General features: G+C 63.2%; 19 protein-coding genes and 1 pseudogene. 11 read left to right on the top strand and 9 right to left on the bottom strand.

Translation table 11 applies throughout. The features are described 5' to 3' along the window. Positions 1-63: 63 nt before the first annotated feature. From ABS769_RS09605 to dinB, 4 genes are all read right to left on the bottom strand, one after another. On the bottom strand, positions 64-972 hold the full coding sequence (locus ABS769_RS09605) for an alpha/beta hydrolase (RefSeq protein WP_430544116.1): 909 nt from the start codon (positions 970-972) through the stop codon (positions 64-66). Positions 973-1,070: 98 nt separating this feature from the next. Beyond that, the gene (locus ABS769_RS09600; protein ID WP_317060052.1) at positions 1,071-3,314 is read right to left on the bottom strand and encodes a TonB-dependent siderophore receptor; all 2,244 of its coding nucleotides are present in this window, start codon (positions 3,312-3,314) and stop codon (positions 1,071-1,073) included. Between the two features lie 205 nt (positions 3,315-3,519). Next, positions 3,520-4,170 carry a phosphoglycolate phosphatase gene (locus ABS769_RS09595; protein WP_317060054.1) on the bottom strand — a complete coding sequence of 217 codons (651 nt, stop codon included), beginning with the start codon at positions 4,168-4,170 and terminating at the stop codon, positions 3,520-3,522. A 182-nt stretch (positions 4,171-4,352) separates the two neighbouring features. Continuing rightward, the gene (dinB, locus tag ABS769_RS09590) at positions 4,353-5,432 is read right to left on the bottom strand and encodes a DNA polymerase IV (protein ID WP_317060055.1); all 1,080 of its coding nucleotides are present in this window, start codon (positions 5,430-5,432) and stop codon (positions 4,353-4,355) included. A 206-nt stretch (positions 5,433-5,638) separates the two neighbouring features. On the opposite strand from dinB, the gene fabA reads away from it, so the two are divergent. Together fabA and fabB are read left to right on the top strand one after the other, a co-directional pair. Next, entirely contained in the window at positions 5,639-6,154 is a 516-nt protein-coding gene (gene fabA / locus ABS769_RS09585) for a 3-hydroxyacyl-[acyl-carrier-protein] dehydratase FabA (RefSeq protein WP_317060056.1), read from the top strand. Further along, the gene (gene fabB / locus ABS769_RS09580; RefSeq protein WP_317060057.1) at positions 6,154-7,362 is read left to right on the top strand and encodes a beta-ketoacyl-ACP synthase I; all 1,209 of its coding nucleotides are present in this window, start codon (positions 6,154-6,156) and stop codon (positions 7,360-7,362) included. The genes fabA and fabB overlap by 1 nt, the downstream gene beginning before the upstream one ends. An 86-nt stretch (positions 7,363-7,448) precedes the next feature. Here the strand turns inward: fabB and ABS769_RS09575 are convergent. After that, a pseudogene (locus ABS769_RS09575) lies at positions 7,449-7,538 on the bottom strand (SH3 domain-containing protein); the annotation flags it as partial. A 101-nt stretch (positions 7,539-7,639) separates the two neighbouring features. Between ABS769_RS09575 and ABS769_RS09570 the strand changes: the two are divergent. Further along, the gene (locus tag ABS769_RS09570; RefSeq protein ID WP_317060058.1) at positions 7,640-8,095 is read left to right on the top strand and encodes an endonuclease; all 456 of its coding nucleotides are present in this window, start codon (positions 7,640-7,642) and stop codon (positions 8,093-8,095) included. Between the two features lie 181 nt (positions 8,096-8,276). On the opposite strand, the gene ABS769_RS09565 is transcribed toward ABS769_RS09570, so the two are convergent. Both ABS769_RS09565 and ABS769_RS09560 read right to left on the bottom strand, forming a co-directional pair. Beyond that, a complete protein-coding gene (locus ABS769_RS09565) occupies positions 8,277-10,301 on the bottom strand; it encodes a M3 family metallopeptidase (RefSeq protein WP_317060059.1) in 2,025 nt (674 codons plus the stop codon). Positions 10,302-10,416: 115 nt separating this feature from the next. After that, positions 10,417-11,520, bottom strand: a complete 1,104-nt coding sequence (locus ABS769_RS09560) for a PLP-dependent cysteine synthase family protein (RefSeq protein WP_317060060.1) — start codon at positions 11,518-11,520, stop codon at positions 10,417-10,419. Between the two features lie 133 nt (positions 11,521-11,653). Between ABS769_RS09560 and ABS769_RS09555 the strand changes: the two genes are divergently transcribed. The 6 genes from ABS769_RS09555 to ABS769_RS09530 all read left to right on the top strand — a co-directional run bounded on the left by ABS769_RS09555 (position 11,654) and on the right by ABS769_RS09530 (position 19,058). Next, entirely contained in the window at positions 11,654-12,055 is a 402-nt protein-coding gene (locus ABS769_RS09555) for a CopL family metal-binding regulatory protein (protein WP_006450448.1), read from the top strand. 82 nt (positions 12,056-12,137) lie between these two features. After that, positions 12,138-13,946: a copper resistance system multicopper oxidase gene (locus tag ABS769_RS09550; RefSeq protein WP_317060112.1), complete on the top strand. Its 1,809-nt coding sequence runs from the start codon at positions 12,138-12,140 to the stop codon at positions 13,944-13,946. 212 nt (positions 13,947-14,158) lie between these two features. Further along, positions 14,159-15,223 (top strand): copper resistance protein B, encoded by a 1,065-nt coding sequence (locus ABS769_RS09545; RefSeq protein ID WP_430544117.1) that lies wholly within the window; start codon positions 14,159-14,161, stop codon positions 15,221-15,223. A 233-nt stretch (positions 15,224-15,456) separates the two neighbouring features. Then, positions 15,457-15,981: a lactoylglutathione lyase gene (gloA, locus tag ABS769_RS09540; protein ID WP_317060062.1), complete on the top strand. Its 525-nt coding sequence runs from the start codon at positions 15,457-15,459 to the stop codon at positions 15,979-15,981. A 346-nt stretch (positions 15,982-16,327) separates the two neighbouring features. After that, entirely contained in the window at positions 16,328-17,086 is a 759-nt protein-coding gene (locus ABS769_RS09535; protein ID WP_317060113.1) for a hypothetical protein, read from the top strand. A gap of 106 nt (positions 17,087-17,192) precedes the next feature. Further along, on the top strand, positions 17,193-19,058 hold the full coding sequence (locus tag ABS769_RS09530) for a peptidoglycan-binding protein (RefSeq protein WP_317060063.1): 1,866 nt from the start codon (positions 17,193-17,195) through the stop codon (positions 19,056-19,058). Between the two features lie 87 nt (positions 19,059-19,145). On the opposite strand, the gene ABS769_RS09525 is transcribed toward ABS769_RS09530, so the two are convergent. Both ABS769_RS09525 and ABS769_RS09520 read right to left on the bottom strand, forming a co-directional pair. Then, a complete protein-coding gene (locus ABS769_RS09525) occupies positions 19,146-20,351 on the bottom strand; it encodes a hypothetical protein (RefSeq protein WP_317060066.1) in 1,206 nt (401 codons plus the stop codon). A gap of 229 nt (positions 20,352-20,580) precedes the next feature. Continuing rightward, entirely contained in the window at positions 20,581-21,051 is a 471-nt protein-coding gene (locus ABS769_RS09520) for a hypothetical protein (RefSeq protein ID WP_317060067.1), read from the bottom strand. Positions 21,052-21,592: 541 nt separating this feature from the next. On the opposite strand from ABS769_RS09520, the gene ABS769_RS09515 reads away from it, so the two are divergent. Continuing rightward, the gene (locus ABS769_RS09515) at positions 21,593-23,896 is read left to right on the top strand and encodes a hypothetical protein (protein WP_317060068.1); all 2,304 of its coding nucleotides are present in this window, start codon (positions 21,593-21,595) and stop codon (positions 23,894-23,896) included. Then, positions 23,875-24,057: a hypothetical protein gene (locus tag ABS769_RS09510; protein WP_350498149.1), complete on the top strand. Its 183-nt coding sequence runs from the start codon at positions 23,875-23,877 to the stop codon at positions 24,055-24,057. Before ABS769_RS09515 ends, ABS769_RS09510 begins: the two co-directional genes overlap by 22 nt. Positions 24,058-24,205: the final 148 nt, after the last annotated feature.

Here is a 24,205-nt window from a genome sequence, read left to right as displayed (position 1 = left end):
GGAAGCGGCGTGATTATTGATTTCTCGAGCGATCGATCTTCGATCGATTACTCGATGGCGTCATCAACGCGTCGCTGCATCCCGTAACGTTGGCGCAAGCGATGCACCCAGCGTCTGACCATGGCTAAGGCCGGGTAGCGGTTGGTACTCGGCGGTGAGGCCGGGTAACGACGACAACAGCGTGACGAGATTCTGTGCAGCGTGTGGGTCTGCACGCGGCCGCCCGGGGCGATCTGGTGCTGCAGCTTGTCCCGGTGGCCTGCCCTCTCCTGCCATCAGCGTCAGACGACGCTTCGATGGCTGCGTGTCTGCAGAAGCTGCTTGTGCGTGATCCACCACGCGCCGCGCCTGCTGGACGATAAACCCATCGCCCCACCACAGCGACGGATCGACCGCGACGTAGTGTTGAAACAGCTGCGGCTGCGTCAACAACACCTGCAGCACGAACAGCCCGCCATACGAATGCCCCCATAGCGTTTGCCGCTGACGATCCACCGACACGCGCGTTTCCACCTGCGGGCGAATGCGTGTGGCGATCAGTTGCGCGAATGCGGCCGCGCCGCCGGTCCTGCGCTGCGGATTCAGCGGATCGGTTTCCACACGGCCATCGGTAAAACGCGCAGGCGTGTAATCCAGACTGCGCCCCACCGCATCGATGCGCAGCGCACTGTCGTCGGCGATGAACACCAGCACCGGTGCAACGCCGTGCGTGGACAGGCTGTCGAGCAGGCGCTCATCCAGTTCCATCAATGCCGCATTGCCATCCAGCAGATACACCACCGGATATCCCGCAGCGGGCGGCGCTGCCTTGGGTGTGGCAATCCGTACGCGGTAATGGCGTTGGGCATCGGCCGAGTCCAGACGCAACGCGCTGAAGACATACGAGGCGCTGGGACGCTCGGCGACGGTGCTGCCAAGCGTGCGGGTCAGATCCGGCTGTGCGAACAATGGCGTCATGCCGACGATCCACATCAGCGCACCGGCACACGCAAGCCGCCAACGATGATGTCGCATCACTGCACGCTCTCCTCATGCGCCGCGCACGTTTGTACGCGGCGCTGCATCGCCATTTAGAAGCCGAAACTCAAGCTCGCCCAATACGCGCGCCCCGGCTCGTTGTAGGTGGCCGCACCCGCCGCACCGCCGGTGTTGTTGGTGCCTTCGCGGAACAGGCGCGTGTCGAACAGGTTGTCCACGCCCATCCCCACGCTGATCTTGCTGGTGATGCGGTAACGCGCACTGATGCCCCACAGATCGTAGGGGTCGCGCGAGTCGGGGGCGATGGCGCCGCCGCTGGTGCTCGATTGAGTGGCCGATTCCTGCTTGCCGTAGAAGGTGCCGGTGAGCAGCAGCGACAGCGCCTGGGTCGGTTGCCAATCCAGCGTGGTATTGACGGTGTATTCCGGGATCACCGACAACGGCTGATCGGTGGCGGTGTTCTTGTTCTCGATCATGTAGGTGACATTGGTGTTCCACTTCAGCTCGCGGCCCTGCTCGCCCAGCAGCGGCAACGTGAGATTGCCTTCCACGCCCTGCACGATCGCTTCCGATGCGTTGGTCCACTGGAACACCTGCCCACGTCTGTCGACGGTGATATTGACCGGCGTCATACCGGCGACGATCTTGTCGTCGTAGGCGTTATGGAAGTACGTCAGCGAGGCGTGGTGACCGCCCTGCGGTGCCCACTCGATGCCGATCTCCTTGTTGATGCTGGTCTCCGGATCGAGATTGTCGTTGCCCTGGATATAGCAGCCCGAGCCGAGATTGGGGAACAGCACCGGGCAGCCATTGCCGCGCGTGTAATACAGATAATTGGCGTTGGACTGGTACAGGTTTGGCGCCTTGAACGCGCGCGCGATGCCGCCCTTGAGCAGCCAGTCGTCGGTGAGTTTGTACTGCACGTTGAGGCTGGGGCTGAGGTTGTTGCCGAACTGGCTGTGGTGATCCAGCCGCAAGCCCGGCGTGAGCGTCAGCCGCTCGGTGGCGTAGATGTTGTCTTCCAGATACACCGCGCTGAGCGTGGCTTCGCTGCGCGGGCTGCGTGCGCCCGCGGCAAGGCCGGGGAAGCCACCGCCGGCGGTGACAGCCTGCGACATCGAATACGCATCGCTGAGGCGGCTCTGGCGGCGCTCGAAGCCCAGCGTGAGCACCTGTTCGGCCCACGCCTGCAACGGCATGTTGAACTCGCCGTCGATGTTGAGGTTATCGAGTGTGGCGGTGGAGTTGAGCAGGCTGGCAGCGATGGAGCCTTCCGGCCCGCCGGCCAGGCCTTCGTTGAGACGGGTATTGTCGGTGCCTTCGTAAGCGGCAGTGAGGCGCGAGGTGCCCAGCGCCCAGGTGCCGCGATGGGTCAGCGATGCGGTGCGGCGGATCATGGTGTTGGTTTCGCTGCCGAACAAGGCGTTGAGATCCGCGCCGGCCAGGCCGTCGGCGCTGACCGCGCGATCGCCCGCGTACAGATTGCCCTGACGGCTGAAACCGGCATCGAGTTCGACCACCTGGCCTTCCATCGGATCCCAGCGCAGCAGGCCGTTGATGTCCTTGTTGCGCACGCCCTCGCGCCCGGCCGGCGGCACTGCGGCAGCGTTGCTGGCGAAGCGACGATTGAGATCCAGCGAATCCGGATCGGTTTTGTTGAAGTTGCCGTAGAGACGGAACGAGAAGGTGTCGGACAGCGGGCCGCTGAGCTGGAAGCCGGCACGCTGGCCGCCGCCTTCGGCACTGTGCTGCGGCACAAGACCGAACACCGTCATCGAGCCGGTCAGATCGCCGGTCGGCTTCTTGGTGATGATGTTGACCACGCCACCGGAGGCACCTGAACCATAGCGTGCCGCGGCCGGGCCGCGCAGCACTTCGATGCGCTCCACCGCTTCGGCCGGCACCCAGTTGGTGTCGCCACGCGTATTGCGCTCGCCGCTGCGGCCCATGCGCACGGCATCGCGCGATCCCACCGGCTTGCCATCGACCAGAATCAGCGTGTTCTCCGGGCCCATACCGCGCAGATCGATCTGGCGGTTGTTGCCGTACTGGCCAGAGGCACTGTTGCCGGTGAGATTGACGCCCGGCATGGTGCGCAGCAACTGCGAGAGATCGTTGACCGGCGGGCGCCGCTCGATGTCTTCGGCCGTGATCACCGACGAACCCAACGCTTGCCGGGCGATCTGTGCGGCAGTGACGTGCACGGTGTCCAGCGATTGCGGATCGGCTGCGGCGTCTTCGGCAGATGCGCTGCAAATGCAGCTGCTACAACCGAGGACAATGGCCAGCACCAGCTGACGGTGGGACAACACGGGACGGCGTGCAGGCACAGACATCCATGACCGGCGTGATGCGGACATTCTCAAACCTCTCGACAGGAGATGGACCTCTGGCGACGGCTTGAGGTGACACGGTGGGGGTGATGCGTGCAACGTGCACTGGGTACGTGCAAGGCGCTACAACGCAGTCAAGATTGTCCGCGCATTCTACACAGATGCGACTCATTCTCAAATCGCAGGTCTGCGGCGGCGCTGCTGCGCGCTACTTCAACGCAAGCAGTTCGCGCATGTCATCGACAATGGCCACCGCGCCGGATGTCTGTACATCGAAGCCGCGCAGATAGCCGTAGCGCACCATCGCCAACGGCATTGCAGCCGCATTTGCGGCGGCCGCATCGGTGGCCGAATCGCCCACCATCAGGCACTGCTGCGGGGTGTGCCGGAAGTGGTTGGCCAGATGCAGCAGCGGCGCTGGATCGGGCTTGCGCTGCGGCAGCGAATCGCCACCGAGCACCGTGCTGAAATGCGCCGCGATGCCCAGATGTTCCAGCAACGGCGCGATAAAACGCGACGGCTTGTTGGTGCACAACGCCAGCGTGGCGCCGGCCTCGCGCAAGCCGGCCAACGCCTCGGCAACACCGGGATACAGCTGCGGGTTGTGCAGCAGGCAGGCTTCGTAGTGCCGCATCATCACCGGCATTTCGGTATCGGCATCGTGCGTGCCGCCGGCTTCGCGCAACGCGGTGGCAAGCAGCACGTGCACCCCTTCGCCGATCCAGCTGCGGATCGTCGCCTCGCTGAACTGCTGCAGCCCAAGCTCCTGCAAGGTGGCATTGAGCGCTTCGGCGATATTCGGTGCGCTGTCCACCAGCGTGCCATCCAGGTCGAAAATCACCAGTGGATACGGATACATGCGGACGGCCTTGTGTGGGGGGGCGAGGCGCAGTGTACGAAGTGCAGGATTCAGAGCGCGTCACCGTGACGCGATGCGAAGTGTCGATGCTGCGTCGATGCAGACGCCGATGCAGACGCGGCTGCGGTCATCGTCGTATGCCATACGCTAAGGCGAAACGCTGCAGACATGACGCGTTGCACTCACTGCGCCTGCGGTACATCGCCGAACAACTCGCCCTGCACCGCGCCCTCTTCCGCATCGCTGAAACCGCTCAAGCCCACACCGACCAACCGATATCGCGTGTCGGCGGGCAACTCCACGCGCCGGGTCAGCGCCAATGCAATCTCTGCCAGTGCCTCAAGTGAGGCCGGTGGCTGCTCCGGCGTGTACGAGCGGGTCAGAATGCGAAAGTTCGAGGTCTTCAATTTCAGCACCACCGTGCGCCCGATACGCTCGGTGCGCCGCGTGGCGAGCCAGGTTTTTTCGGCCAGGCGCAGGATGTGCGGATCCAATGCCTCCAGCGCGATATCTTCGCTGAAGGTGTCTTCCGAGGACACCGACTGCACCTCCTGATCCGGCTCAACCGGGCGCTCGTCGATGCCACGCGCGCGGCGATACAGGCTCTGCCCGAAGCTGCCGAAATGCGCCTGCAATTCTTCCAGGGGGCGCAGCCGCAGATCGCTGACGGTAACAATCCCCAACGCGGCCAACTTGCCATCCATCACCTTGCCCACGCCGGGAATGCGATTGACCGGCAGCGGCAGCAGGAAGGCATCCACACGACTGGGCGCGATGACGAACTGCCCGTCGGGCTTGCGCCAGTCCGAGGCGATCTTGGCCAGGAATTTGTTCGGCGCGATGCCCGCCGATGCGGTGAGCCGGGTTTCCTCACGGATCTGGGTGCGGATCAGTTGCGCGATTTCGGTGGCCAGTTGCATGCCGGTCTTGGCTTGCGTGACATCCAGATAGGCTTCGTCCAGCGATAGCGGCTCGACCAGATCGGTATGCCGATGGAAGATCTCGCGCACCTGCCGCGACACCGCCTTGTAACGCGCAAAATCCGGCGGCACGAACACCGCATCCGGGCATAGACGCTCGGCACGCATCGCCGGCATGGCCGAACGAATGCCATAGGTACGCGCCTCGTACGAGGCTGCGCACACCACCGAGCGCGCACCGCGCCAGGCCACCACCACCGGCTTGCCGCGCAGCGATGGATCGTCACGTTGCTCCACGGACGCGTAGAACGCATCCATGTCCACGTGCACGATCTTGCGCATCAAGCTGGCATCTCTCCAAGTGTTGAATACACATGATAAATCAGCCGCGTCTCACGCCTTGATTCGGCCTGCACAGACCGCTTGCCGCACTGCGCAACCGGTTGAACACAGCACGCATGCGTACGGATAAAACGTTTGATTGAACCGCGCGCCCTCATGCACCCTTGCCGGCTTCGCCTTATCGCTCCTTGCAGGAAACGTTCGTCATGACTCGTCAAAGTGCGTACTCGCGTGACCAATTGCTGGCCAGCGCGCGTGGGGAATTGTTCGGACCCGACAGTGCCCGCCTGCCCAACGACCCGATGCTGATGTTCGACCGCATCACCGAGATCAACGACACCGGCGGTGCACACGGCAAGGGCGTGATCCGCGCAGAACTCGACGTGCGCCCGGACCTGTGGTTCTTCGGCTGCCACTTCATCGACGACCCGGTGATGCCTGGCTGCCTGGGCCTGGACGCGATGTGGCAGCTGACCGGCTTCTTCCTCACCTGGATCGGCGCGCCGGGCCGTGGCCGCGCGCTGGGTTGCGGCGAGGTCAAGTTCACCGGCCAGGTGCTGCCGAGCGCCACCCTGGTGAGCTACGAGATCGATATCAGCCGCGTGATCAACCGCAAGCTGGTGATGGCGCAGACCGACGCGCGCATGCTGGTGGACGGGCGCGAGATCTACACTGCCAAAGACCTGCGCGTAGGCATGTTCACTTCAACGGAGAATTTCTGATGCGCCGTGTCGTCGTCACCGGAATGGGCATCAATTCGTGCCTGGGCAATGATCTGGACACCGTCTCCACTGCACTGCGCGAGAGCCGCTCGGGCATCACCGCGTTGCCCGATCACGCCGAAGCCGGCCTGCGCAGCCAGGTGGGCGGCGCGGTGGCGCTGGATCTGGACAGCCTGATCGACCGCAAGCTCAAGCGCTTCATGGGCGATGCCTCGGCGTACGCGTATCTTGCGATGCGCGATGCGATTGCCGATGCGGGCCTGAGTGCCGAACAGGTCAGCGCACTGCGTACCGGGGTGATCGCCGGCTCCGGTGGTGGGTCCAGCCAGTGGCAGGTGGAAACCGCCGACCTGCTGCGCAACCGTGGCGTGCGCAAGGTGGGCCCGTACATGGTGCCGCGCACGATGTGTTCGGCAGTGTCTGCGTCGTTGGCCACTGCATTCAAGATTCGCGGCCTGAGTTATTCGCTGTCTGCCGCCTGCGCCACGTCGGCGCATTGCATCGGCGTGGCCGCCGATCTGATCCGGCATGGCGCGCAGGATGTGATGTTCGCCGGCGGCGGCGAAGAATTGCACTGGACCATGAGCGTGATGTTCGATGCGATGGGCGCGTTGTCGACTGGCTTCAACGATCGTCCTGCGGTTGCCTCGCGCCCGTACGATGCGCAGCGCGATGGTTTTGTCATCGGTAGCGGCGGCGGCATGCTGGTGCTGGAAGACTACGACCACGCCATCGCGCGCGGCGCACGCATCCATGCCGAACTGCTGGGCTATGGCGTGACCTCCGATGGCGCCGACATGGTCGCGCCCAGCGGCGAAGGCGCGGTGCGCTGCATGCACATGGCGATGCAAGGCCTCAGCCAGCCGATCGATTATCTCAACACCCACGGCACCTCCACCCCACTGGGAGATGTCACCGAACTGGGCGCGGTGCGCGAGGTGTTCGGCGACAACGTACCGCCGCTGTCCTCGACCAAGGCGCTGTCCGGCCATTCGTTGGGCGCGGCCAGCGTGCACGAGGCGATCTACAGCCTGCTGATGCTGCGCGATGGCTTCATGGCCGGCTCGGCGCATATCGATGAGCTCGACCCGCGCGCGGAAGGCTTCCCGATCCTGCGTGAAACGCGTGCCGCAACGTTGAACACGGTGATGTCCAACAGCTTCGGCTTCGGCGGTACCAACGGGGCATTGGTGTTCGGCCGGGTGTGACGATTGATGGCGTGGCGGAAGCTGAACAGGATCGCGTGACCTGTTCGGCATCTGCACGGCACGCATCGGCAAGCAATCGGCGGCATGCCGGGCCGATACTTGCGCCAGTACGCACGCTCGCTCTGCTCGGTCCAGGCACGGCCGCGATAATGCGCATCCCAATACGTATCGAGCGAGATCGCCGCGTCTTTGCTAGCCTGCAATTGCACTATGCCAACATCGCGACGGTCGCGCTCGGGTTGGCCCATGGTGCATGGCGAAGATGGAGGTAGCGAAGATGGCTGACACAAGCTCTCCGGTGAGATCGGAATTCGCAGCGCTTGAGCATGCCGACTGGGATAGCTTGTTTCATGGCCCATCGGTGGTTTACCTGCTGGCGCATGCGCGGCGGGAAGCGTTTTACATCGACGTGGCAAGTGGTCTGGGCGCGATCAGCGACACGCGCCGGCGCATCATCGTGCAGCAGGAAGCCAGCTTGCCCAGGGAGCACGTGATGCCGCTGCTGCTGGTGTGGTTCGAGGCCTGCACCGATCTGGCAGCTGCCAAGGCCCGCGCCACGCAACTTCGCGCCTGGCCGCATGCCTGGCGGCGGCAGTTGGTGGAGACGCTCAACCCTGCCTGGATCGACCTGGATGCCTATGCCCTGGGATTTCCTGGCGCACTGGCGCAGGTGGGCGAACGCCATGCCCAGTGCCGCGACTTGCAGCATCCTGAGGATGTAGAAGGCACCTGAGCGAGCGGGTGCCTGGTCCTGCAGCACGATGGGACGCGCTCGAACTCAAGGACACACGATGTCCAGTGCACTGCTTCGATCAGCTTTTTGCGCTCGCCGAGGCGTCGCTTCCGAATGCGTTGCACTGCACCGGAGGGGACGCTTTAGAAAAGCAGGGAGACCTGACTAAAAAAGCCCGCGATCAGCCCGCCATGCCGTTATGCCGCAGCAATGCATCGATGCTCGGCGCACGCCCACGGAAGGCACGGAAATTGTCGGCCGCGCTGCGGCTGCCGCCACGCGACAATACTTCGTGCCGGAAGCGCGCGCCGGTATCGGCAACCTGCTCGGGTGCTTCTTCGAAGGCGGCGTAGGCATCGGCGCTGAGCACTTCGGCCCATTTGTAGCTGTAGTAACCGGCCGCATACCCGCCCGCGAAGATGTGGCTGAACTGATGCGGGAAACGATTCCACGCCGGCGGGCGATTGACCGCCACCTCGTCGCGCACGCGCTCGATCAGCTGCAACACGCTGTCCTGCACCGGGTCGAAGCTGCTGTGCAGCTGCATGTCGAACAACGCAAATTCCAGCTGGCGCACGGTGAACATGCCGCTCTGGAAATTGCGTGCGGCCAGCAGCCGATCGAACAGATTGCGTGGCAGCGGCTCGCCGGTGCGCACATGCGCGGTCATCGCCTGCACGCGCTCCCATTCCCAGCAGAAGTTCTCCATGAACTGGCTCGGCAGCTCCACCGCATCCCATTCCACGCCATTGATGCCGGCCACACCCAGCTCGCCGATACGCGTGAGCAACTGATGCAGGCCGTGGCCCATTTCATGGAACAGCGTGGTGACTTCGCCATGCCGGAACGTGGCCGGCGCATCGCCACTGCCGCGGCCGAAGTTGCACACCAGGTACACCAGCGGTGTCTGCACGCCGTTGGCGGTGTCGCGGCGATTGCGGCAATCGTCCATCCACGCACCGCCGCGCTTGCCTTCGCGTGCGTACAGATCCAGATAGAAATGCCCGACCAGCTCGCCCTGCGCGTCTTCCAATCGATAGAAACGCACATCCTCATGCCAGACCGGCGCGCTATCGGGCTTGACGGTGAGCCCGTACAGGCTGTGGATGACATCGAACAGGCCGGCCAGCACTTTTGGCTCGGTGAAATACTGTTTCACTTCCTGCTCGGAGAAGCTGTAGCGCGCCTGCTTGAGCTTTTCGCTGGCGTAGGCCAGGTCCCAGGCCTGCAGTTCGTCCAGGCCAAGTTCGTCGCGTGCGAAGGCTTCGAGTTCGGCACGGTCGCGTTGCGCATACGGCTTGGCGCGCACCGCCAGATCGCGCAGAAAGCCCATCACTTCATCCGGGCTCTGCGCCATCTTGGTGGCGACCGAATACTCCGCATAGCTGGCAAACCCGAGCAGCTGCGCCAGCTCGGCGCGTAGCGCGAGAATCCGCTCGATATTGGCGCTGTTGTCCAGCGCAGCATCGCCGAATTCGGAGGCGCGCTCGGCATTGGCGCGATACAGCCGCGCGCGCAGTTCGCGATGGTCCGCATCGGTTTGCACCGGCAGATAGCACGGCATCTGCAAGGTGAGTTTCCATCCGGGCATGCCGTCTTTTTCGGCAGCAGCGCGTGCGGCGGCGACCACTTCGGCAGGCAGGCCGGACAGCTCGCTTTCGTCTTCGCTCACGTACGACCATGCATCAGTGGCATCGAGCACGTTCTGCGAAAACTTGGCCGCCAACGCAGACAACTCTTCCTGTACTTGCGCAAAGCGCGCCTTGGACGCGTCATCCAGCTCGGCACCGCCGAGGCGGAAATCGCGCAGCGCGTTTTCCAGCACCTTGCGACGTGCCGCGTCGTAGTGCGCCGCTTCCGGTGATTCCGCGAGCGCCTTGTATTGCGCGTACAACGCCAGGTTCTGCGCCAGCGCGCTGCCGAAGCGGCTTAACTTGGGCAGATTGCTGTTGTAGGCCTCGCGCAGTTCCGGCGTGTTGACCACCGCCTGCAGATGGCCCACCTGCCCCCACGCGCGCCACAACCGCTCGGTGGCATCGTCCAGCGGCACCACGAAGCTGTCCCAGCTGACCGGGCTGACCTGTTCGGCCGTTTTCACCGCGGCCTCGGCCTCGGCCAGCAGGCGATCGATTGCCGGGCCCACGTGTTCGGGGCGGATCGCATCGAAGGACGGCAGTCCGGACAGGTCGAGCAGCGGGTTGGTCATGGAGCGCTCCGGCGGTGGACTGGATGACGGGTGACTGGATCAAGAATCAACAAAAGTGGCTAGCAAAACGTCGCGAGGCGCGGCGGTGTTGATGGCAGCTTCTAGGATATGGCGGTCATTCCAGCGCCGCACAAGGCAACGTGGGCAAGTCGCCGCCGTTGACTGCGATGGCAATGGCCGCATCGCTATCGGTGACGTCGATGGTGTGCGCCACGTACCAGGCCGGGTCGTAATAGCTGTGCGCGTAACGCTCGCCGGCATCGCACAGGATGGTGACGATGGAGCCGGTGCGGCCTGCCTCGCGCATGCGCTGGGCGGCCTGCAGCACACCGACGAAATTGGTGCCGGTGGAGCCGCCGACGCGGCGGCCGAGCGTGGCGCTGACGTGGCGCATCGCCGCCAGGCTCAAGGCATCGGGCACCTTGATCATCATGTCCACGCAGCTGGCGATGAAGCTGGACTCCACCCGCGGGCGGCCGATGCCCTCGATGCGCGAGCCGCCGGTGATGGCCAGCTCCTTGGGGCACTGCCCGTCCACCGCGCGGCAATAACCGTCGAAGAACACCGACACCTCCGGGTCCACGCACAGGATGCGGGTGGCGTGGCGCCGGTAGCGCACATAGCGGCCCAACGTGGCGCTGGTGCCGCCGGTGCCGGGGCTGCACACGATCCACTCGGGAATCGGGTGCGGTTCGTCGGCCAGTTGCTTGAAGATCGACTCGGCGATGTTGTTGTTGGCGCGCCAGTCGGTGGCGCGCTCGGCGTAGGTGAACTGGTCCATGAAGTGCCCGCCGGTCTCGCGGGCGAGCTCATGCGAGGCGCTGTCCAGATCGCAGGCACGCTCGACCAGATGGCAGCGGCCGCCATGAAACTGAATAGCGGCGATCTTTTCGGGCGAGGTCGAGGCCGGCATCACCGCGATGAAGGGCACACCCAGCAAACGTGCGAAATACGCTTCGGAAATCGCAGTCGAGCCACTGGAGGCCTCGATCACCGGCCGCCCCGCACGCAGCCAGCCGTTGGTCAGCGCGTACAGGAACAGCGAGCGCGCCAGCCGATGCTTGAGGCTGCCGGTGGGGTGGCTGGACTCGTCCTTGAAATACAGGTCGATGCCCGGAAAACCCGGCAGGTCCATCGGAATCAGGTGGGTGTCGGCCGAACGGTTGAAATCGGCTTCGATCTTCTGGATGGCGGCGGCCACCCACTGGCGCTGCGACATGGCAGGACTGTGCGGCGAAGGAAGCCCCGATTCTACCGCTGCCAGGCACGCGGACACGGCCGGCGGGTCATCGGGCGGACAGCTGGGAGCCGATGCTATGCTCATCGCACCTGTTCGCCTGCCCTGACCGCCTGTGCTGCGTTGCCTGCTCCGCCTGCTGCTGTGCCTGTGCCTGGTTGCCAATACGGCCACCGGCGCGTGGGCGTCGGTGGGCATGGCGATGCCGGCGATGGCCTCGGGTGCGATGGCGCCGGCTGCGTCAGCTGCGCAGGCTTCCATGCCGGCCGCAATGCCGTGCCATGCCGACATGCAGCCGACTGCCGCCGTGCCTACCCACGACAACGCCAAGCATGCGCACGCAGCCGATTGCTGCAAGCTGGGTAGCTGCGACTGCCTGCAGCACTGCAGCCTCGCCTTGCTGACCCTGCCTGCGGTGCCCGCAGGTCTGCTCGGTCACTCGGCGTTGCCGGCCAACCTGGCCGAAGGACGCAGCAGCCCGTTGCCCGAGCAACCGGTTCGACCTCCCATCGCCTGAGCGCTGACGGCCTTGGCCGTCATCGGGCCCGCGTGCTTGCTGCGCGGGGTTTCTAAGCGATGCGATGCGCCCGCCCTCCTCGGTGGGCCGCAGCGGAGATGTCATGTCTTTCGATCCCACTTCTTTCGATCCACCCTCCAACGGCAGCCTGAGCCGACGCCGCTTCGTGCAGGGCATCGCCCTGGGCGGTGTTGCCGCAAGCGCCGGCCTGTGGCGCAGCGATGCGCGTGCCGCGAACCCGGCGACGCCTGTGTTGCGCGGAAGCAGCCAGTCGCTGCAGATCGGCCGCATGCCGATCAACTTCACCGGGCGCACGCGCAGCGCCGTCACCGTCAATCAAAGCCTGCCGGCGCCCACGCTGCGCTGGCGCGAGGGCGACATGGTGAGCGTGCGCGTACGCAACGCGCTGGCCGACCAACCTACCTCGGTGCACTGGCACGGCCTGTTGCTGCCGGCCAACATGGATGGCGTGCCGGGGATGAGCTTTAACGGCATCGCGCCGGGCCAGGAGTATCACTACCGCTTCGCGCTGCGCCAATCCGGCACCTACTGGTACCACAGCCATTCGATGTTTCAGGAGCAGGCCGGGCTGTATGGCGCGATCGTCATCGACCCGCTGACACCGCCGCCTTATCGGCACGATCGCGAGCATGTCGTGTTGCTCTCTGACTGGACCGATCTGGAGCCGGCCGCGCTGTTCCGCCGGCTCAAGCAGATGCCCAGCCACGACAATTACGCGCAGCGCACGGTGGGCGATTTCCTACGCGATGCGCGTGACGATGGCTTGCGCGCAACGCTGGCAGATCGCGGTATGTGGGGGCGCATGCGCATGACTCCGACCGACCTGTCCGATGTCAACGCCAATACCTACACCTACCTGCTCAATGGCGTCGCCCCGGCCGGCAACTGGACCGGCATGTTCAAGCCCGGCGAGAAGGTGCTGCTGCGTTTCATCAACGGCTCGTCGATGACCTACTTCGACATCCGCATCCCCGGCCTGCGGATGACCGTGGTGGCTGCCGATGGCCAGTACGTGCATCCGGTCAGCGTCGACGAGCTGCGTATCGCTGCGGCCGAAACCTTCGACGTGATCGTTGAACCCATCGGGCAGGATGCATTTACGTTGTTCGCACAGGACATGGGCCGCACCGGATTCGCTTGCGGCACGCTGGCGGTGCGGCAGGGGCTGCAGGCACCGATTCCGGCGTTGGATCCGCGTGCAATTTTGACCATGCAGGATATGGGGCATGGCGATGGCATGGCGCATGACGCTCCCCCAATGCACGGCGCCGCCGGGATGCAGGCGGCGCATGCGACGCACGACATGCATACGCATGGCGATACCCAAGCGAATACAGATGACAAGACGCCACACCACCCTGCCAGCGAAGACCGCAACCCGCTGATCGACATGCGTAGCAATGCCACTGCGCCGCGCCTGGACGATCCCGGCGTTGGCCTGCGCGACAACGGCCGCCGCGTGCTGTGCTACGCCGACCTGCACAGCGTGTTCGACGATCCGGATGGACGCGAGCCCGGCCGCGAGATCGAGCTGCATCTCACCGGCCATATGGAAAAGTTCGCCTGGTCCTTCGACGGCGTCGGCTTTGCTTCGGCAGAGCCCTTGCGGCTGCAGTACGGCGAGCGGCTGCGCATCGTGCTGGTCAACGACACCATGATGCAGCACCCCATCCATTTGCACGGCATGTGGAGCGATCTGGAAGACGCCGATGGCAATTTCCAGGTGCGCAAGCACACCATCGACATGCCGCCCGGCACGCGCCGCAGCTATCGCGTGCGTGCCGACGCGCTCGGCCGCTGGGCCTATCACTGCCATCTGCTGTACCACATGGAAGCAGGCATGATGCGAGAAGTGCGGGTGGAGGCATGAGTACGCTTCGTACGCAACACGTGTTGGTGCTCGCGCTGTTGATAAGCACATCGGCCGGTGCGCAGGAGCATGTGCATGCGGCGATGGATGCATCTGCACATGCCGATGGCGCGCATGCGATGCCGATGGCCGAACAGGCGACGGCTACCCAGCCGCAGACGTCCATCGCGACAGAGGCATCGCCGCCATCCGCGCAGGAGAGCGCTGATACGATGCAGATGGATCATGCGCATATGCAGCACGCGCAGCACTCAAGCGATGCATCGTCACCGGAAGACGCTACTGACAGCATGCCAGAACAGCAACCTGTGCCAGCTGACGTTCCGGCATCGCATGCATCGATGCAACACGCAGGAATGCAGCATGCCGCACACGAGACATCTCCGATTCCACAGATGGACCACACCCACATGTCGCACACAGACATGGACCATGGGGCAGTGAATCACGTGTCGATGCAGCACGGATCGATGCAGCACGAGTCCATGGATCACACGAAGATGGATCACGATCTGCATACCAAAGCCGTCACGCAAACGTCTGCATCACCCAATAACGCCGCACTACCACGCGAGCCGATTCCCCAACTCACAACCGAAGACATCGTTTCAGCCTTCGCACCCTTAAAAAGCCACGCAATGCACGCGGCAGGCATCAATCATTACGTGTTGCTCGATCGGCTGGAAGCCTTCGACACCGACCGCGGCAGTGGTCAGGACTGGGAAGCACGCGCCTGGATCGGCGGCGACATCGACCGGCTCTGGCTGCGCAGCGAAGGCGAGCGGCAGGATGGGCGCACGCAGGACGCATCGTTGGAGGCGTTCTATGGCCATGCCATCTCGCCATGGTGGGACCTGCTGGTCGGCGCACGTCAGGACATCGGCGCGGGCGCGCATCGCAGCTGGGCCGCCTTCGGCGTGCAGGGACTGGCGCCCTATAAATTCGAAACCGAAGCCACGCTCTACATCGGCAGCGGCGGCAGCGCGGCACTGCGACTGGAAGGCGAGTACGACGTACTGCTGACCAACCGGCTGATCCTGCAACCGCGCGTGGAAGCCAGCATCGCGCTGACCGACGATGACCGGCGCGACATCGACAGCGGATTGGAACAGGCCGAGTTCGGCCTACGGCTGCGCTACGAAATCACCCGCCGCTTCGCGCCGTACATCGGCTGGGTACACAGCCGTAGCTTCGGCGATACCGCCCGAGGCGCCACGATCGAAGACGAACCGGCGCGCGACAGCCGGTTCGTTGCCGGCGTGCGCATCTGGTTCTGAGACGGCGGCTGTGCGTGCATGGACCTGATCGTTCGGGTCCATGCAACACCCTCTAAGAGGGCAAGGAAGTCTGCTTACAGCGATCACCTAAAGAACAGCCGCGATGAGCGAAAGAAGCATAACGGCCAGATCACCGATTTCTCGCAATGCAGACATACCGACAACCATTGCCTCGCTACTATCGGCGTCCAACGCAGCCAGACCTGCTCCCCCATTCCATCGAGGAGACCGCAATGCCTTTGACCGATCTGCAACACGTTCCCGGCGCCAGCGCCGCGCCCGCCGAGACCGGCGGTTTCGTGTTCAACCACACCATGCTGCGCGTCAAGGATGCACAGCATTCGCTGGATTTCTACACGCGCGTGCTGGGCTTCCGCCTGCTCGATGCACGCGATTTTGCCGATGCAAAGTTCAGCCTGTACTTTCTGGCCTTACTGCCTGAAAACACTTCAATCCCCGACGACGATGCAGAGCGTCGCCTGTGGATGGCAGGCATCCCCGGCGTGCTGGAACTCACCCACAACCACGGCACCGAAACCCAGGACGGCCCGGTCTACCACGACGGCAATAGCGAGCCGCGCGGCTTCGGCCACATCTGCATCTCGGTGCCCGACATCCACGCCGCCTGCGCCCGCTTCGACACCCTCAACGTGCCCTACCAGAAGCGTCTGGAAGACGGCCGCATGAAGCACCTGGCCTTCATCAAGGACCCGGACGGCTACTGGGTGGAGATTATCTCCAATACGCCGCTGGCCTAAGCACGCGGGCCACCCGGCAACTCTGACGTTTCAGCAGATGGGTAAGGCAACAACGGGGATGCGGACGTGAAAACGCCTCCCGTCCCCTGCCCGGAGGCTCTACGCCCAGCAGGAAACAGGCACCGCCAGGTGCGGCGTGACGACTGGACACATCGCCGGGCTGGAGTAGACTTTCGCCGCCCTCCGCAATGGATGCACATTGATGCTCGCCAGGAAGATCCCACTGATCCTTGCGTTAGCGCTGCTCGCCGCCTGCAAACCGGAGCCACCGGATGCCGCGGCTTCGAAGACGCCAACCCCCACGGCCAGTACTGCCACTAAACCTTCAGACAAGGACGCTTCTCCCATGCAGGATGCAACCCAGGGTTCAACCCAACAGATCCAGCCGCCCCGTCCGGACAGCGTGCTGTATTTCATCAGCAACGTGGACGGCGACGGCGCGACGTCTTACGAGGTCGCCAATGGCAGCTGGATCAATTACTGGTATGGCTTCCAGTTCGAACTCGGTGGTACGCGTTATTACACCGGCTTTGCCTGGGAAACGCCCGAGCTCTATGGCGCCGAGCGTGAGAATCACTCTGCCGCGCCGGGTACCAAGGTGACCTTGGCCCACGCCACCTTTGTGACCAGCGAACCCGGGAGTAAATCGCCCTGGAAGCTTCTTGGCGCAGAGCCGTACATCGGCGAATTCGGCGGAATGGAACAAGGCAACACCGTCGACACGACGCGCGAGGCAGAGAACGTTGTCACTGACGACGGCCGGCTGGTCCTGGCCGTGCCCACGTGGAGCCTGCAGTCGGGCGTACGGATCCTTTCCTACGATGCATTCGTGTTCAACCCGAAGGAAACCGATGACGTCAACGACAAGCATTGGACCTATATCGGCAATATCCCGGCGGGGCAGGACAACAGTGCAAATTGTGGCGAGGATGCGCCCGGGAAGATTGCCTGCGTCAAGAACAGCAGCACGCTTGCGTTCGTTAAGCAGCCCGGCCTGCCCGCGCTGCGGGTGAGCGTTTCTGCAGACCCGCCGACCAGCGGGGGTGACGAAACGCTTGAATACCGCTACGATGCGGCCCAGAAATCGTATTTGCCGACCCCTTAATACAGGACCAAAGGAATTGGTTCGGGCGGCGTACCGCTGCAGCCGCGTGGCTGCAGCACTCAATCAAGGACCTTGAGCGATGCCGACGAATTACTCACGAGCCCAAGTGCTCGACATCATCGAACGTGAAGCGACCGAGCGGAATATTCCGCGTGACGACTTCCTGCGTTTTGCCCACGTAGAGACTGGCGGTGCCTTCGACGAGTTGGCCAGCCGCGGAGCCGGTGGCGCGAAGGGGCTCTTTCAGTTCACTCCCCCGACTGCCGCGCAATACGGCATCGCTGGGCGCGAGTTGGACGCTGTGGTCAACACCGACGCAGCCGCGCGGTTGTATCTGGATAACAGGACGAGTCTGGTTGACCGGCACGAACGCGATGGCCGGCCTTACCTCTCGGGCAAACCTGCGCCGGACGGCCTGGACATGTACTTGGCCCATCAGCAGGGCGCCGGTGGCTACCGCTCTCTTCAGACTGCGATCGCCACGGGATCTTTTGGTCTGGAAAGCACACGCGCCAACATCATCAACAATGTCGGCGAGAAAGAGCTGAAGTCACTGACGGGTGTCGATTCGGCGACGTTCCGCAGTATGTCCGACAAGGATATGGCGCAGACGTTCGTGCAGTACTGGGATACGAAGATGGACCGTATCCGTATCCCTGAAAAAGGCATCGAGCCCATTTCGGCCACGCAGCAGACACCGTCGTCGCAGGCTGCGCCATCGCAGTCCGCGCCTGCCCAGCCGGAGAAGGCTGCAGCGCAGGGCATCGCGCTCCACGCCGCCTATGACCTCACCAACAAATACGACCACGTCAAGTACGGCCTGGGCGCAAAAGATCCGGACAAAGGCAAGGTCGATTGCTCTGGCTGGGTGGTCGAGATGCAGAACGCGACCATGGATGAGATCAACAAGGGCGCCGGCAAGGCTGTCTTCACCAAGGACGAAAAGTTCAGCCCTGGTTTCGACAGTGCATCCGAACTGCTGCGCAAGGCCGAGCAGCGCTCTGGTGTGCTGATCCAAGGCAAAGACGTCACTGCCCAGACCCTCAAAGAGGGCATGATCATTGGTGAGGACAATGGTCCCCAGAGCTGGGACAAGGGGCGCTACAAGGGCATCGACCACATCACCATGGTGGTGCGCGACCCCAAGGATGGCGAACTCAAGATCAGCCAATCGCGTGGTGGCGAGGGTGTCGAACTCAGCTCGTTGGATTCTTACCTTGAGCGCAAGCACGCCAAGGGGGTCAAGCTTTACGCCAGCGACCCGCTGTCTGAGGCGCGCGACCTGCTGCAGGACCGTAGCCAGGACAAGCAGCAGTCCCACGCAGCCACAGAGCACACACCCAGCCAGGCACGCGCCGCCGCTGATGCGCCGGGTGTCCTGCGCGAAAATGCACGTGGCACCGAAGTTCATGCCTTGCAGCAGACGTTGCAACAGCTGGGCTACAAGGACGCTGGCGGCAATGAACTCAAGGCCGACGGCGCATATGGCCAACGGACGAGTGACGCGGTCAAGGCATTCCAGCGTGCACACGGGCTGCAGGACGATGGCGTGGTTGGCCGCGACACGCTCACTGCACTGAAGCAGGCAGAAAAAACGCCGCTGCTTTCGGAGAAAACCAACCCCGACCACCCGCTGTTCAACCAGGCCGTCAGCAAGCTGGAACAGCTGGGTCCGAACGCATTCGCCAACCGGCAGCAGCTGGTGAACGCTGCCGGCCACATGACCTTCGAAGCAAAGGTCAGCGGCCTGCAGCGCATCGACATGGTGGCGCAAAGCAAGGATGGCAACGGGTTGTTTGCCGTACAGGGTCAGCTACATGACCCGGCACACCAGCGGATCTACACGGACAAGGCGGTAGCTGCAGAACGTCCATTGGAGCAAAGCAGCAATGCTGTGCGACAGGAAGCGCCGCAGCCGCAGGTTCAAGATCAGCACGAGCAGCAACGCAACCAGCCGCGCAGCGTAGTTTGATAGATCTGCAATCCAGAACAGAAGGGGCACTGATCGATAGATCAGTGTCCCTTCTGTTCTTAGGGATGTATTTACCGTGATTTTTTGTCAGATCACATCAGGCGCTGGATATCCGGCGTCGAACGATCTGACAATTCGATTGGATGCCGCAACAGCTTCCCTGTCGGGGAACCACTGCGGCAAACGCTCGGCTAATTTCGCCGCACACTCGTCGCTATAGGCTTGCGCAGCGGCTTTGACCAATGCGTAATCGTTGGCTTCCCATTCCTCGATCGACGCAGTGCGAGGAGTGGGCTGGCAACCCAAGCTATACGGACTGGCTTTGCGCTTCAGGAACCCGCTTGACTCACCACCGATGCTGACTTGGTAGCGTAGTTCGTACGGGGATTTATCGTCGCTCAGGCTCTGGTAGACCAGCCGCCATTCGGACATGAGCACCTGCAATGGAAACGGATCAATCGGCATTGCGCCGGGCTTTGCGGTGAAATAGCGCTTCAACTGCGCGTTGATTGCCTCGCGCTGTATCGCGTACCCAGGGTTGCCGATATTTTCTATCGACTCACCCTTCAACTGGCGTTTGTCAAAGGTGAATCCACCAACCCTGCCGAAGATCGCAGCAGCCATCACATTTCCAACAACCTGCCCAGCGATGACCGCGCCGGTATGACTACGACGGATCACGTGCAACATCTCATCACCGGCAGGCTGACCATTGGAGCTGACGACCATGCGCGCCTGTAATGGCAGCAGCAGGGCCCAGTCCGCAGAAAGCGATAGCGCAGCCGCTGCATCCCCACCGGCGATGGTCGCAGGCAGATCTTCTGCCACCACCACTACCGTCCCTGCCTCAGCAGCAACCGCATAGGCGGTTGCGGTTGAAAAATCCCCGCCCGCAAATGCAGGGACGACCGCGATGGCTTCGGCACCACGCGCAGCCGTACAGAACGCGCTGGAAGCACGCATCTGTACCTCATGAAATTCGATGCCGTTGATCTGATGTACGAGCGCATCCTGGCCGTACTGCGCCACCAGTTTGGCAACAATGGCCTCCTGCTCGACCGGCTGCTGGCCGCAGACCTTGGCCGCGGCGATGCGCGACCAGGCGAACTGCAGCGCAGGATCCCACCCCATCGCGTCTTCACCGACGAACCCGTGGTCGTAGTGGTAGGCGTAGATGGCAGGGTCGATTTCTTGCAAGGTCATACCGCCCACACCCGCATAACCGGGCGGAACATCGCCAGCCATCGCAACGCTGCTCAGTGCCGAGATCGCCACTGCAATCAATGCTTTCATAGATTCCTTCCACTGGAAATGGCGTCGCATTGCGTGTCCCCCACGCAATGCGACAAGACACTGTCAGACCGCGCGGACAGCGGCCGATAGCACAGTGCTCGGTCCATCAGACAACGATCCGCAGTCGGCTCGAACGCTTAGTTGCGAACATAGTGTGGGCACATCACGCGCACTTGGCAGTCGGGGCGGTCCCCACATCTGTAGGGACTGCCCCGGAAGTGGCACTTATCTATGCACGCAACAGTCCACCAGTACGCTGCCACTCGCGCGGCGGGCGCAGTGCAGCAAGCGTGTGGACCAACTCGCGATAGCTCTCGGCCAGTTGCGCGAACAGGCTGGCATCGCTGCAACGCGTGTCGGCCACATCGGAATAGGCGCCGCGCCCCAGGTCGATGAAGTAGTCCACGCTGAGCCGGCGACGTTGCGCCACACCAGGAAACAGCCCGGCAATCAGCAGACAGCCATCGCCCACATCGCGCAAAAGATCGGCACGCACACTGCCCATCTGTTCCTGCGCATGCAACCACGCCAATGCCTGCGTGCGTGAAAGCAGATGCGCATCGCGCTGGAAGCGCAGCAACACGAACACCAGATAATGCTCGCGCGATTCGTCCAGCGGCCGCGCGATGCGCTGCCCTGCCTCACGTACCAACGCCTGCCACAACTCGGCCGGCGCGCCCTGTTTGAAAGACTCGTGCATACGTCCTCCTGCGTGGTGGAACCCTCGCCAAGACAGAAGCATATTCCGGGCCAAACAGTTGGCAGTGCCGGGCGTTGAGCGCTAAGGCACCCCGTGCCGACGAGCGCAGATGGCGGCATGGTGCGTGGCCACATGCCAGCGGCATCGAAGCCGCATGTCTATCGCAACGGCAGGGTGGATCCGAGACACCTTACTGTGTCGATGCTCGGCATGTTGACGAAAGCGCGCAACAGCACGACTTGTCCGAAAAAGTGACCTGGCTCGCGCAGCGAGACATTGGCATCAAACGAACGCGACTGTGTGATCCATGCTCGCATTCAAACGCGTGCGCCTCTCTAGGATGGCCGCTGCCCGGCGCGCCCGATGCCGCTGGACATCCAGGTTCTGCGGTCGCGGAGGCGCGATGCACATGCATGACGCCCAGTCCTTGCCGTGCTGCATCGGCGGTCGCAGAACTTCCCAGCGGGATCAATGCGCAGTGGTTTGGCGCGCTCCCGCAATTCCCGGAAGCCTTGTGCTTCCGCAACAGGAGTCATCCGACATGGGTGTAAAAACGTCAGTCGTTTCATTATTCCTGGCATCCACGCTGTGGCTGTCCAGCAGCGATGGCCACGCCTCTGCACGGCCTGGCAACCCGCCGGATGCGCGCACACCTGCAAGCAACAGCAAAACCACCGCGATCGGTCCTGCGTCCGCGGCGTATCCAGGTCCGACAGAGGTGCCAGCCGGCACGGCGATGACGTTCTGGGCATCGCAGCCGGTCGACCGCAACGAGACGGTGGTAGTCAGCGGTGGCAACATCGGCCCCAGCGCCACGGTACGCCTCACGCGGCTCGACGATGGCGCGGTGGGCAGTCCGTTGGAGGCGACAGACAGCACCAACAACGGCTGGAGCAGCGTGACACCGACGCAGGCCACCGAGCAATCGCTCAAGTTTCAGCTTCCCGATAGTGCGCGCGGCGTCTATGCGTATCAGATCGTCACCGGCAGCGGTGCGGGGGCAACGACGCTGGTGAATGCGCCGGATATCTGGTTCGTGCAGGGCAATGTCGGCGGCGGTGCATCGCCGCGTGGCAGGCTCAATGTGTTCGGCACCGCCTTGGGCAGGATGTCGGCATCGAGCCAGCCGGTGCGGGTTGCGCTGGTCCAGAATGGCACCGTGCAGCGTATCGTGATCGCCGACGAATCGAACCCCAAAGAAGGCATGTACGCACAGAGCTTCGCCATTCCGGCCGACATGCCCGAAGGCGACTATGAGCTGTATTTGCACAATGGTTCCGGCGGTCCCAGCGCATGGAGCCGCTATCAGAATTTCGGCGTCGGCGCAGATCGCACCGCCCCACGTCGCACCATCACCACCGTCAGCATTGCCTATCCGACCAACTGGCCGAACATCCAGTGCAGGGTGGCCCCGGCGATCGGCAACGGCGCACCGGACGATGCGAGTTTTGCCGCCGCATTCGCCTGCGCGGCCAACGGCGGTGTGGTGTCGATTCCCGCCGGCAGATACACCTTGTCGCAGCAATACGCACAAGGATTCAATCAGACGATTCCTAACCACGTGGTGATCGCGGGCGCGGGCAAGGACGCCACGGTGCTGTCCTTTCCGATTGCCAATAACACCACGTTGTTCAAGGGCAACGGCATCTTTTACACGCCGCCACGTCAACCCAAGTGCGATCAGCAGATCAACTGGGCCACCAACCTGTTTGGCATACGCGACCTGGCCATCGAAGCGCCCGCCATGCGCGAAGGAACCGGCATCGTGTTCGAGCATATGCCGCTGACGGATCTGCGCTCGGTCCCCTTCGTGCGCGATATCCGGCTCACCCTCGGCAGGCAAACCGATCGCACGGCCAACGGACCGCTGACGACCGGCATCCAGGCGAGCAATATCTCCAACCTGCAGATCAGCGGAAACGACATCACCGCCAGCAAGCCGATCACCATGGATAAGCATGTGTACGGCGCCACCGTGCAAAACAACACACTGCGTTGGCACGAGCTGGCACTGACCTTCAATCACGATGTGCAGAACGCGCTCATCACGCACAACCAGCACATCTCCGCCGGTGCGCCGTCCCACAAGACGCCGTCGGAACTGGGCTTTGCTGCGCCTGGTCGTGATGTGTATTACGCAGACAATGCCAGCCAGTATCCGCAGGATGCGCAGCAGACCTGGCAGCTGACGATGGACGAGGGCATCGGCAACTATCTTGGCAAGGTCGCTGCCAGCTCTGGCACGACGCTGACGTTGGCCAGCAATGCAAAAGACGTTCCGTATCTGTGCGATCCCGATGGCAACTCGGTGATGATCGTCTCCGGCAAGGGGGCTGGCCAGACGCGTTACCTGATGGGCAATGCATCGCCGCTGGGCAACCGCGTGAACCTGGACCGTGCATGGGACATCCCGCCCGATCAGAGCTCCATCGTCACCATCGTGACCACCAACGGGCGGATGTTGTTCGTCAATAACGACCATGGTGGCGCCGGGCCGATCACCAATTTCTTCCCTTCCGCCGATGTCATCCATGCGCACAACCGGCTGCATCGCTTCGGTGCCGGCATCGTGCAACCCACTGGGTTCTATACCGATGCCAGCTCGCTGCTGGCAGGCTGGCATTCGCAGATGCTCAATAACGAGGTCACTGCGGATGCGGTTGCCAATCCGTCCTCGATCGGCGGCCAGACGGCAGCATTCAACCTGCAGGGAAGCAACCTGATGATCAGCGAAGGCAATCGAGAAAACGCCTGGTACACCGATGCGGTCACCAACACCGGCATCATCCGCAATAACGCTTCGCTGCAGGCGCAACTGGCAGCGTGGGCCTGTGGGATCGGGTGAAGAACTCGCTGATCGAGAACAACATCACCCCGGAGGTCCGCATTCAAAACGAAAACGTCAAGGACGCATTGATCCGCGGCAACCGCATGGCAAGCGGGCAAACGTCGCCGGTCATCATGAATGAGCCCCGCCCGGGAAATGGAAATCTGATCGTGCCGTAGCTGACGCGGGTACCGGTACGCTGCGCCCATCGTCTCGCAGCGTACTGGCCTAATTGCTCAGCCGGCGCAACAGGCGCGTTACGCCGAGGACGCGGCTCTGGATAACACCATCTGGTGAACGCTCTTCGGCATGAATCCGCGTCGAAGG

It is taken from the genome of Xanthomonas hortorum, assembly GCF_040279205.1.
In the GTDB taxonomy this organism is placed as follows: Bacteria; Pseudomonadota; Gammaproteobacteria; order Xanthomonadales; family Xanthomonadaceae; genus Xanthomonas; species Xanthomonas hortorum_F.
Note: the sequence above shows the minus strand (reverse complement) of the source record. Positions and strands in the feature narration are given on the sequence as shown.